At 67.9% G+C, this 10,977-nt stretch carries 10 protein-coding genes; 7 read left to right on the forward strand and 3 right to left on the reverse strand.

Going from position 1 to position 10,977, the window contains the following annotated elements; genetic code table 11:
* Window positions 1–8: 8 nt before the first annotated feature.
* From ccoS to IPG50_21945, 3 genes are all read right to left on the reverse strand, one after another.
* Complete coding sequence (gene ccoS / locus IPG50_21935) at window positions 9–179, reverse strand: cbb3-type cytochrome oxidase assembly protein CcoS (protein ID MBK6694844.1); 171 nt, start codon at window positions 177–179, stop codon at window positions 9–11.
* On the reverse strand, window positions 167–2,539 hold the full coding sequence (locus tag IPG50_21940) for a heavy metal translocating P-type ATPase metal-binding domain-containing protein (protein ID MBK6694845.1): 2,373 nt from the start codon (window positions 2,537–2,539) through the stop codon (window positions 167–169). The genes ccoS and IPG50_21940 overlap by 13 nt, the downstream gene beginning before the upstream one ends.
* A gap of 180 nt (window positions 2,540–2,719) precedes the next feature.
* Window positions 2,720–4,123, reverse strand: a complete 1,404-nt coding sequence (locus IPG50_21945; GenBank protein ID MBK6694846.1) for an MBL fold metallo-hydrolase — start codon at window positions 4,121–4,123, stop codon at window positions 2,720–2,722.
* Between the two features lie 221 nt (window positions 4,124–4,344).
* Here IPG50_21945 and IPG50_21950 point away from each other — a divergent pair, with 221 nt between their 5' ends.
* From IPG50_21950 to IPG50_21980, 7 genes are all read left to right on the forward strand, one after another.
* Entirely contained in the window at window positions 4,345–4,734 is a 390-nt protein-coding gene (locus tag IPG50_21950) for a response regulator (protein ID MBK6694847.1), read from the forward strand.
* A gap of 134 nt (window positions 4,735–4,868) precedes the next feature.
* Complete coding sequence (locus IPG50_21955) at window positions 4,869–5,309, forward strand: hemerythrin domain-containing protein (GenBank protein MBK6694848.1); 441 nt, start codon at window positions 4,869–4,871, stop codon at window positions 5,307–5,309.
* Window positions 5,306–6,898, forward strand: a complete 1,593-nt coding sequence (locus tag IPG50_21960; protein MBK6694849.1) for an AAA family ATPase — start codon at window positions 5,306–5,308, stop codon at window positions 6,896–6,898. The genes IPG50_21955 and IPG50_21960 overlap by 4 nt, the downstream gene beginning before the upstream one ends.
* 12 nt (window positions 6,899–6,910) lie before the next feature.
* On the forward strand, window positions 6,911–8,182 hold the full coding sequence (locus IPG50_21965) for an acetyl-CoA hydrolase/transferase family protein (protein MBK6694850.1): 1,272 nt from the start codon (window positions 6,911–6,913) through the stop codon (window positions 8,180–8,182).
* Between the two features lie 148 nt (window positions 8,183–8,330).
* Window positions 8,331–9,056 carry a CBS domain-containing protein gene (locus IPG50_21970; GenBank protein MBK6694851.1) on the forward strand — a complete coding sequence of 242 codons (726 nt, stop codon included), beginning with the start codon at window positions 8,331–8,333 and terminating at the stop codon, window positions 9,054–9,056.
* 371 nt (window positions 9,057–9,427) lie between these two features.
* Window positions 9,428–10,120, forward strand: coding sequence for a hypothetical protein (locus IPG50_21975; protein MBK6694852.1), 693 nt, complete (start codon window positions 9,428–9,430; stop codon window positions 10,118–10,120).
* The gene (locus IPG50_21980; GenBank protein MBK6694853.1) at window positions 10,101–10,622 is read left to right on the forward strand and encodes a hypothetical protein; all 522 of its coding nucleotides are present in this window, start codon (window positions 10,101–10,103) and stop codon (window positions 10,620–10,622) included. The genes IPG50_21975 and IPG50_21980 overlap by 20 nt, the downstream gene beginning before the upstream one ends.
* Window positions 10,623–10,977 lie beyond the last annotated feature (355 nt).

The raw sequence follows: 10,977 nt of genomic DNA on the forward strand, positions 1-10,977 counted from the left end.
TGGTGGATTCAGTTTCCATTTTCTTTTCCAGTGGGTTTGGCGTCGTCTTCAGCGATGGGAAATAGGGCGAGCCGGTCAGCGTGCTCGTAGTCGCGCCCCCGCACGCTCTTCAGGAAGAGCAAGAGCCCGCCGACGACGAGCATCAGGCTCACAAACACTTGCAGAATCAACACTTCCAAAGTGGGCTCCGTGGACTGAGGGAAGCGACCGTGAGCAGAACGATCGAGAGCGAGCTCAAGGGCATCACCACGGCGCACAGGAGCGGCGTCATGAGACCGAGCGACGCGAGGAGCACCGTGAGGACGTTGTAGAGAACCGCGATGAGGAGGTTGCGGCGCGTCACGCGGCGAAGCGCCGCGGCTGCGGTGAGCGCCAGACGCACGGGCCGAAGGCCCGCTGTGGTGAAGTAGAGGTCGGTCTTCGCGGGCATGAAGGGACGATCGATGGCAGGCGTCGCCGACGCGAAGGCGCGCTCCGCCGCGAGCCCATCGTTCAGACCGTCACCGATCATGAAGGACCGCTCATGGTCCTCTAGCCAAGCGGCCTTGCCCTCGGGGGAGCGTTCGCCGATGGCACGCTCGAGCGGGACGTCGACGCGTTGCGCGAGCTCGTCGACGCGCGATTGCGCGTCGCCACTCAAGATCCAGACGTCGTAACCGGCGGCCTCGAGGGCGCCGATCTCGCCCCGCGCGTCGGGCCTCAGCGACTCGGCAAACTCGAACGCCGCGAGCACGCGCCCATCGCGAGAGAAGAAGACGTCACCGACCGAGTCGGCGCCAACGAACTCACGAGAGCCGAGTCGGTAGGTGTGTCCGAAGACCAGCTCCACCCCCGCGCCGGCGTGCTCCGTCACCACGAGGTCGGCGCGGAGGCTGACCTTACCAAGGTGTCGTTCGAGCGCCTTCGAAAGGGCAACGCTCTTGGGGTGGGCGCTCCGCGCCGCCAGGTCGTAGAGCGCGCGCAGGTCGACCGGCTCGAGCGCCGCGAGCGAGGTGACGTCGGCGACGGCGAGGTCGCCTGTGGTGAGCGTGCCGGTTTTGTCGAAGACGACACGACGAACGTCCACGGCGCGATCGAGAAAGCTCGCCGATCGGACGAAAACGCCCGCGCGCCGCAGCCCTGCCTGCACGAACTCGTACGCCATCGGCGTGGCGATGCCGAAGGCGCAAGGACAGGTGACGACGAGCAGCGCCGTCGTCACTTCGAGGGCGCGCGTCAGATCGCGCGTCGCGTAGAGCCAAGCGGCAAAGGTAACCGCGGCCACGCCGAGGACCACGATGACGTAGACGCGCGTAAAGAGGCGCCACCAAGGCGTAGCGCGCGCCGCGTCGCGAACGCCAGCGCGCGGGCTGCGGAGGAGCGACAGGATGGGCGACGCGGCGAACGGCGAGAGGGCGCGGACGACGATGGCGCTCTGTCCAACGTTGAAGGCGCCAGCGTCGATGCGCTCGCCACGGCGAACCGCCCGCGGACTGCTCTCGCCGTTGATCCAATCAAGGGACACGCTCGCCGACTCCTCCTCGAGAGCGGCGGGCACAGGAACGAGGTCGCTCGGCGCAACGAGCAGCCGAGCGCCGGCGTCGACTTCGCTGCACGGCACGAGACGCACACCGCCGTCGGGGGCGATCATCCGCGTCAGGAGCGCGTCGACGTCCCCCGTCAAGAGCTCGCGCCGGTTCCGCACGAGGACACGCTCCTGAAGGAACCGGCCCACGAGCATGAGCGCGATGAAGACGCTCACCGTGTCGAAGTACGCCGCCTTCCCGCCGCCCAGGAAGAGCGAGAGCGCGCTGCCCGTGTACGCGAAGACGATGCCGAGCGCGATGGGGACGTCGAGATGAAGGACGCGCGCCCGAAGCGCTTGCCAGGCGGATCGGAAGAAGACGGTTCCGCCCACGAGCACGCTCAACGTCGCGAGGGCGAAGTTGAGACCGTGAAAGAAGCGAAAGATGGGCCCGCTCTCGAGGCCGGCGTAGATGGCGATGGCGAAGATCATCGCGTTCATCGCGATGGCGACCGTCACGCCGGTGCGCATCAGGAGGTCGCTCGTCTCGTGGACCTCTGAGCGTGCGGCCTCGTCGATGGGCCCGACGAGGTAGCCGAAGCGCTCGACTTGGGAAACGAAGCGGCTCACGTCGAAGCCGCGGTCGACCGAAAGGTCCATCCGGCCGAGCGCTGGATTGACCGTGAGCGCGGCGCCCTTCCCTTGACGGCGGAAGAGCTCCTCGAAGAGCCATACGCACGCCGCGCAGTGGACGCCCTGCACCGACAACGCGACGTGGGTCACCCCCGACGGGGCGCCGGCGCGCTGGTCTTCGCACTCGAGGTCGGCCGTGAGCCGCTCCAGCCACTTGTGGTCCTTCCGGCGACCCCAGGTCGTCACGGCGGAGCCTTTGCCACCACCGAGGGCGTAGTAGCGACCGAGCCCCTCGTTGGTCAGGAGCTCGTGCACGGCTTCGCAGCCTCCGCAACAGAACGCGCTCGCCTGCCCCGCCGGAAGCCTCTCGTCGCAGTGCGCGCAACGCTCTCGAGAGCCCACGCTCAGTGCGGGAAAGACGCCGGACGAATCGCGGTCCCCCCCGAGAGGCGTAGCGGTCTCCACGGGCCGAGCCCGAGCAAACGACGTGCCGTAGAGTAAGGGCGCGGAAAGTCCGCGAAAAGGCCCCAATTCACGCACCCGCTGCGGAGGCGCCGCAGCCTTTGCACGAGCCGACCGGCGTTAGAGGCGGATTCTGGTCCCGGCGTCGGGAATGTGAACCCGCGAGAATCCCTTCGCCTTCAGGCGACCCGCCAACGCCTCCTGCGGCGCCGGCTCACCGTGGACCAGGATGACGTCTTCCAGCGGCCCCGCCTCGCGAGCGCTCGACGCATACGACAACAGCTCGTTTCGGTCCGCGTGAGCGCTGAAGCCGTTCAACACGTCGACCTCGGCGCGCAGCTCTCGCTCAAGACCGAAGATCTTCACGCGCTTGCGACGCTCGACGATGCGCCTCCCAAGCGTGTGCTGCGCCTGGAAGCCAACGATGCAGACGGTGTTCTTCGGGTCTTCGACGGCGGCCTTCAGGTGATGAAGTACGCGACCCGCCTCGCACATGCCGCTGGCGGCGATGATGATGGCTGGCTTGTCCGTGGCATCGAGCGCCTGCGATTCCTCCTTGTCGGAGACGTAGCGGAGGAGCTCGAACTCGAAGGGCGGATCGCGCCCGACCAAGAGCGCCCGCGCATCGTCGTCGTAACACTCGGGGTGAAGCTTGAAGACGTCGGTGATCTTCACCGTGAGCGGCGAATCGACATAGACGGGGATGTTCGGAAGGCGGCCGAGCTTCTTCAGCCCCTTGAGCGCGTAGACGATCTCTTGAGCGCGCTCGAGCGCGAACGAGGGGATGATGACCTTCCCGCCGCGCTCGAAGGTGCGCTTCACGATGGCCGCGAGCTCGTCGTACATGCTCTCGATGGGCGGGTGTTCGCGGTCGCCGTAGGTGCTCTCGGTGATAAGCACGCTCGCCCCCTGAACGACCTCCGGATCACGCAAGATCGGCATACCGGTCCGCCCCAAATCGCCGGTAAATAGGAGCCTCTTTCGCGTTCCGCCTTCCTCGACATCGAGCGCCGTAATGGCGCTCCCAAGGACGTGCCCCGCGTCGAAAAACGTGAGCGTAATCCCCGGCGCGACGGTGAGCGGTCGGTGGTAGGGGAGCGAAATCATCTGCTCTAGGACCTTGAGCACGTCGCGCGCGGTGTAGAGCGGCTCGACGCGCTCCATGTCGCTCTCGCCCCGCTCGATGAGCTTGTTGATGTACCGCGCGTCGGCCTCCTGAATGTGCGCAGCGTCTTCCAGCATGACGGCGCAGAGGTCACGCGTCGCCGGCGTCGCGAAAATCGGTCCGTCGTAGCCGGATCGGGCCAGGAGCGGCAGCGCCCCCGAGTGATCGATGTGCGCGTGAGAGAGAACCACGGCGTCGAGCTCGCTCACGGGAAGCCCGATGTCGCGGTTTCGGTCGATGGATTCGCGCCGCTTCCCTTGGTAGAGGCCGCAATCGAGGAGCACCGTCGAGCCCGCGGCACGCACGATGTGTTTGGAGCCAGTGACGGTGCGGGCCGCGCCCACAAACTCGAGTTCCATGACACTCTCCTCTCGGGCGCTACCGGGCGATCTTGTCAGCAGCCTACGCCACATCGACGCGTTCGACCGGTGGCAACGTCTTTGCTTGTCGCAGAGCACGATGCCCCCTTCGCCGCGAAACGCTTCAAGCTTTCACGAACGTCGTGCGTCGTCGCGCAAAAGGCGCGCGGTCCCGCGGGGCCTGCTGAAGCAGCGCTCGGGCCGTCTTCTCCGAGGGGGCGATGGACGCACCTGACGCTTCACGCGGCCTCGTGCTCGTCGTCGACGATGACGCGCGAACGGCGCGACGCCTGGCGACGCTGCTCCGGGAAGACGGCTTGGTGGAGGTCGCCGTCAACGGTGCCGTCGCCATCGGTCGCCTCTCGCGAGAGCCGACGCCTCACGCTCTCGTGACGGACCTGCAAATGCCACTCGCCGACGGCTCGTCGGTCGTGCGCTACGCTCGCTCACGAGAGCCGGGCATCGTTGTGGTCGTCGTGACCGGCCACCCGAACCTCGCAGGCGATCTCGTGGAGATGTCGCCGGAGGTGTTCGTGATGCCGAAGCCGCTGGAATACGAGCGCCTGCTGAACGTGCTCGCGGACGCGGTGAAACAACCCCCGCTCGAGTGACGTTGGCGTGCCGCGCGGCTCGGCGCGGAGCGCACCGAGTGCGGTGCGGATGCAATCGATGCGAAGGCGGCGCCGCACCGAGTGGGCAACGATGCGGTTTGTTGCCGGCACGATAGCTGCGTGTCGGCTCGGCCATGAACGACCCGCGCGCGGAGAACGAATCGGCTGGGGCCGTCTTGCGCCAGAACATCGAGCGACTCCTCGACGCTCTGCGCCGCGCCGATGGCTCCGAGGCGGACGCTCTGCGCGCCTTCGACGCGGGGCTCCGCCTCCACATGATGGCGGAAGAGGAGGTGCTCTTTCCGGTGCTCGCCGAGGCCTTCGCCGACGAGGTCAGGGCGCTGCGCCGCGAGCACGCTGAACTTCGGTCGCTCCTCGACGTCGCGGTCGCGTCTAGCGACGGACGAGCCGTCCACCGCGACGTCCTCGACGATCTCGTCTCGCGACTCCGAGACCGCGCGGCCCGCGAGGACGGAAGCGTCTTTCGGAACGCACTGGCGCGGCCCGACGTCGCGGAGCGGCTCCACGCGCGTCTGCGCGGCATCGAACGCGAGCAAGGAGCGCTCTTCCAATGAGCGCGGACCGGACGAAGGCGCTGCCCGACGCGCTCCGAGGGGCGTCGCTGGGCGGAGCTCCCATCGAAGAGGTTCGAACCACCCACATCTCCTGGGTCTTCTTGACGGCCACCGAGGCCTACAAGGTGAAGCGGCCGGTGCGCTTGCCGTTCCTCGACTTCTCCACACTCGAAAGCCGGCGCGAGGCGTGCGAGGCCGAGGTCAAGAAGAACCGGCGGCTCGCCGGCGACGTCTACCGTGGCGTCCTACGTCTCTGCGAGGGCGACGGCGGCCTCTCGCTCGGCGGCCCCGGCGCCGTCGTCGACTACGTCGTCCACATGCGACGCCTGGCCGATGAAGACAGCGCCGCGGCGCGCCTTCGCGCCGGGAGTCTGTCATGGGCCGACGTCGATGGCGTGGCGCGACGGGTTGCCGCCTTCCACGACGCCGTCGGGCCTGCGCCGGACGGCTCGTTCGGCGACGCTCCGGCTCTCCAAAGGCACGTCGAAGAGAACTTTCGCGCCGCGCGGAGCACCCTCGACCAGCGGCGAGAGCTTGACGAAGCTGAGGCCTTCCAGCGCGCCTTCTTGGCGCAGTCGAAGGAGCTCTTCGAGCGTCGTGCCCACGGAGGTCGCGTTCGCGATGGGCACGGCGATCTGCGACTCGACCACGTGTACTTCATGCGCGACGGCACGCTGCGCATCCTGGACTGCGTTGAGTTCTCGGACCGCTACAGCGTGAGCGACGTCACCGCGGACCTCGCGTTCTTCTCCATGGACTTGGCGTTTCATGGACGCGTGGACCTCGCCGAGCGGTTCATCGCCACCTACGCCGCCGAGTCGGGCGATTTCGAGGTTTACTCGCTGGTCGACTTCTTCGAGGCCTACCGCGCGCTCGTGCGCGGCAAGATCGAGGGCTTCATGGCGATCGACCCGAGCGCCGCCGAGTCGGAGCGGCGAGCGGCCGACTCGGCGGGGCGTCGCTACCTACTCTTGGCCGTCTCCGCGGGGCGTCGCGCCACGTTGGCGCCGTCGTTGACGGCCGTCGGCGGCCTCATCGGCGCCGGCAAGAGCAGCGTCTCCGACGCCCTCGCGAGGGAGTTCGGCGCCCCGGTGATTGAAGCAGACCGGACGCGCAAACAGCTCCTCGGCGTTCCCGCACACGAGCACGTCGACGAGGGCGCCTTCCGCGGTGCGTACGATCCGGCGTTCACGGAACGCGTCTATGAGGAGATGTTCCGTCGCGCCGGCCTCGTGCTCGCGTCGGGACGCCCCGTCGTCCTCGACGCGTCGTTTCGTTCGGCGGCGCTACGGGGCGCGGCCCGCGATCTTGCCAAGCGTCACGGCGTTCCGTTCCGTTTCGTCGAGTGTCGGGCGCCCTTGGAGGTCCTTCGGACGCGCTTGCTCGAACGAGAGAAGCGCCTCGTCGTATCGGATGCGCGCCTTCCACTCCTCGAGGACTTCGCGAAGCGCTTCGAAGCCGTGGTTGAACTCGGCGAGGAGGAGCACCTCGTGGTGGACACGAGCGGTCCTCTTGAGGCCGTGGTAGACGGGCTCCGTCATCGGCGCCTCGTGTGCGACCTCGCTTGGCCGAGTCGACTGACCGCCTAACCTGGAGGCCCCTTGCGAATCGTCAGCGCCGAAGAAGCCGTCTCCGTCATCCGCTCCAACGACGCCATCTACGTGCATTGTGCAGCGGCCGCGCCGAACGTGCTCCTCCGCGCGCTCGTCGCGCGCGCGCCGGAGCTGACAGACGTTTCGATCATCCACCTGCACCTCGACGGCGACGCCCCGCACCTTCGGCGCGAGGTCTCAAGGAGCTTCCGCCACAAGGCGCTCTTCATCGGACCGAGCGCTCGCGAGGCCGTCAACGAGGGGCGCGCCGAATACGTCCCGGTCTTCTTGTCGGACGTGCCGGCGCTCTTCCGAAGGCGGACGCTCGCGCTCGATGCGGTGTTCATCAATGTGTCGCCGCCCGACGCGCACGGCTTCTGTTCGCTCGGGACGTCATGCGAAGCCATGCTCGCGGCGATCCCGGCTGCAACGACCGTAGTTGCGCAGATCAACCGCTCGATGCCCCGCGTGCTCGGAGACGGCTTCGTTCACGTGTCGAACATTCACCTGGGCGTGCTTGTCGACGAGCCGCCGTTCGAACATGCCGAACCGGAACTCGGCGATGTGGAGCGGCGCATCGGCGCGCACGTCGCTGAGTTGGTGCCCAACGGCGCGACACTCCAGATGGGCATAGGGGCTATCCCCAGCGCCGTCGCGGCTTGCTTGACGGACAAACGCGAGCTGGGCGTGCACACCGAAATGTTCACCGACGCCGTCATGCACCTCGTCGAGGCGGGCGCCATCACCGGCGCGGCCAAGGAGGTCAACCGCGGCAAGATCGTCTCGGGCTTCCTCATGGGCACCAAGCGCCTCTACTCGTTCGTCGACGACAACCCGATGATCGAGATGCGCCCCGTCGACTACACCAACGACTCGACGCTGATTCGTCGCTTTCGAAAGATGATCGCCATCAACTCGGCCATCGAGGTCGACCTGACCGGCCAGGTCTGCGCCGACTCGATCGGCGCCCGCCTTTACAGCGGCGTCGGCGGACAAATGGACTTCATTCGCGGCGCGGCCATGGCGGAAGAGGGGCGCGCCATCATCGCGCTGCCGTCGACGGCGGCGGGCGGCAAGGCGTCGCGCATTTCGGCGTTCCTGAAGGAGGGCGCCGGCGTGGTCACGACGCGCGCGCACGTGCACACGGTCGTGACCGAGTGGGGCGTCGCCGAGCTTCACGGTCGCAGCCTTGCGGAGCGCGCGCGAGCGCTCATCGGCGTTGCGCACCCAGACTTTCGAGACGACCTCCTGGCGCGGGCGCGCCACACGCACACCCTGTAGGTCGGCACGCCGTGGACTGAGCGCAAGGCGTGCGCGGACTTGCGCGATGCGCGCGCGCCCTCTGCGCAGCGGCCCTTGGTTTCGTGGCGTTTGCGCCTTGCCGAGGGGACGCGCCGCGACCGGCCCGTGCCTTGCACCGTCGGCCGCGATGGCCCCGAAGCCCCGGCGTCCGCCGCCTCTCTCCACGCCTAAGAAGCCCGCCGTCGAAGCGACGCCATCCAAAGCGGCGATTCACGCGCGCGTGGCCGTCGACAACGCGGACGAGGTCGAGGTGGAGCGCGTGGCCTTCTGCCCCAAGCGCAAGCAGAGCGTCGCCGTTGGCGTGTGCGAAGGCTGCGTCCACTTCGAACACATCGGGCAAGACGAAGACGGGCCGGTCGTTCATTGCGCTCCGCCGATGGCCGCCGATGGCAATCGCGCTCGTTTGGCGCGGAGCTTCGACCTCGGTGAGCTGGCGCTCCGGGTGCCGGTCGGCGAAGTCATGTCGCGCGTGGTGACCTGCGTGCGCCCGGAAACGCTGCTGGGCAAGGTTCGCAAGTTGCTCGTCGAGAACGGGGCCGCCTGCGCCCCCGTGATCAACGAGGACGGTTTGCTGCTCGGCATCGTCTCGGCGCAGGAGCTCTTGGCGGCACCAGACAGCATGAAGGCCGGCGACGCGATGTCGAGGGTCGCCCTCGGCATTCCGGAGGACGCGCCGCTCACACACGCTGTCGCAACCATGGCACAAGCACGCGCCCTCGCACTTCCTGTCATCGCGGGAGACGGTGAAGTGATTGGCTGCGTGAGCGCCCTCGACGCGATGCGCTTCTTCGGCCGTCGCTGGGGTTACGACATGTCGAGCGTCGAGCTGGAGTCTGCGGCGCCCGACGAGTAGTCCGGCCTGCGTCGAGCCCATCTCGGTCACGCGACTGTGCACCACGCGTTCACTTCGCGGTGCGCGCGCGCGTCGACGACCCGTGCGCGACACTCGCACACGAGGCGCCTGTCTCGCCGAGGTGTCTTTGTATTCCATCCCGATCCAGTAAGAAGGTCTCCCACCGGTAATTTTTCACGCGGTGGCTCGAGAATGCAGCGCCTTCCCGAAGATCACCGGCCACCGGATCCATGGTGGCCGCTGGCACCAGACGTGCTGAAGCCCAACTGACAGCGGAACGTAACGTGATGGGCTCGCGAGGGACGCGCCCGCTCATGCGTTCGCTGTTCGTGCCCGCGCCTTCAAGCGCGCGCAGATCGTTGGAGGAACGGATGCGGTTTAGTGCTCGTCGCGCCATAGAGCGCTCATGCTCGTTGGACGACCTCGACGACGTCCAGGGCGGATGCCATCACCCGAAGATCGAGGACAGCATCGAGATCGACAACGGTGGTCTAGGCATCTTCGGCCCCAACCAACAACCCTTCTTCGGCGGCGGCATCGGCGTCGGTGGACCTTCGCCGCTCGTCCCCGCGGGCAGCTTGCCCGTGAACGGCATCGGTCCCAACGGCGGCCTCGGCGTGCTCGGCAGCGGGCTCCATGGGCCCAACGGCGAAGCCATCGTCGGCTTCGGTCCTCACGGCGAACCGCTCGGCGGAGTCGGTGGCGTTTTTGGGCCCGACGGTCAGGTCATCGGCGGCATTCCCGGTATGGGTCCGCTCGGAGGTTCACCCTTGAACGGCGCCGGTGTCGTGGGCGGCTCGCCGCTCGGGGTTGGCGGAGTCGGCGGCGTTGGCAACTTCGCTCCGAACGATTGGAATGGCGCGCTTCAGGCCGTTCATCAGAACGGCGCGAACGGCGGCGGTGCTGGCGTGGTCGGCGGCGTGGTCGGCGGCGTGCCTGGTGGGGGGGTCTTTGGTGCGGGAGGCAGCGCGCACCCGCTTGGCGATCTAGGTGCCTTTCGCGCCCAACGCTGGAGCGGGGTTGGGTGCCGCGGGAAATCCGGGAATGATGTACCCGCCCGGTAGCGGCATGGGCGCCGGCAACGGCGTGGGGCCCGGAGGTGGCCTCGGCGATCTCGGAGCCTTCGGCGTCGGCGGCGCGGGCGCTAACGGTGGAGTCTTCGGTCCGCTCGGCGTCGGTGCGAACGGAGGCGTCTTCGGCGCACCGGGCGCTCCCGGCGGAGGCATTCTCGGCGTCATCGGCGATCCGAACGGACTCGGCGGCGGCGTTGTGAACGCGGGCGGCATCTTCGGCAACGGCGGAGCCGGCGGCGCAGGCGGCATCTTCGGTGCACCGGGCGCGCCCGGCGGAGGCATCTTCGGTGTCGGCGGCAACGGCGGCATCTTCGGCGTCGGTGCGAACGGTGGCGTGTTCGGTGCGCCGGGCACGGTGAACGGCGGCGGCGTGGGCGCGTCGGGCAACTCGTGGGACGGCTTCTCGCCGAGCAACGGCGTGGGCGCATCGGGCAACACGGGACTCGCGAATCCGTTCGCGGCGTACGCGCCGTCAGCGGCGATCCCCAAGTGATCGAGGCGCGCGCGCTGTAGCGGCGGGCCCGCTGCGGCGCGCGCGAGCTTGGTCGCACAACCAGGAGCAACGCCTCGCGCTCACCGCGTCGAGGCAGTTTTCAAAGAAACCAGGCACGTCACGACGAGGCTTCCGAGAGCCACGAGAGACGCGGGAGTGTGGGACGGCGCCGCCCATCCACGGGGCGGGTTGGCGGCGTCGTCCCACACTTCCGCGTGTCGTCTCCACGCCGAGACAACGATCCGTCCTTGTACGGGTGGTTTCTCGGCGTGGATCATTTTGTCCTCTGCGAAGGCTTTCTTCTCGCAAAATTCGTAAGTCATTCTGTACGCTTACATTATGCTACCGAGCCGCG

The sequence above is a fragment of the Myxococcales bacterium genome (assembly GCA_016703425.1).
GTDB lineage: Bacteria > Myxococcota_A > Polyangia > Polyangiales > Polyangiaceae > JADJCA01.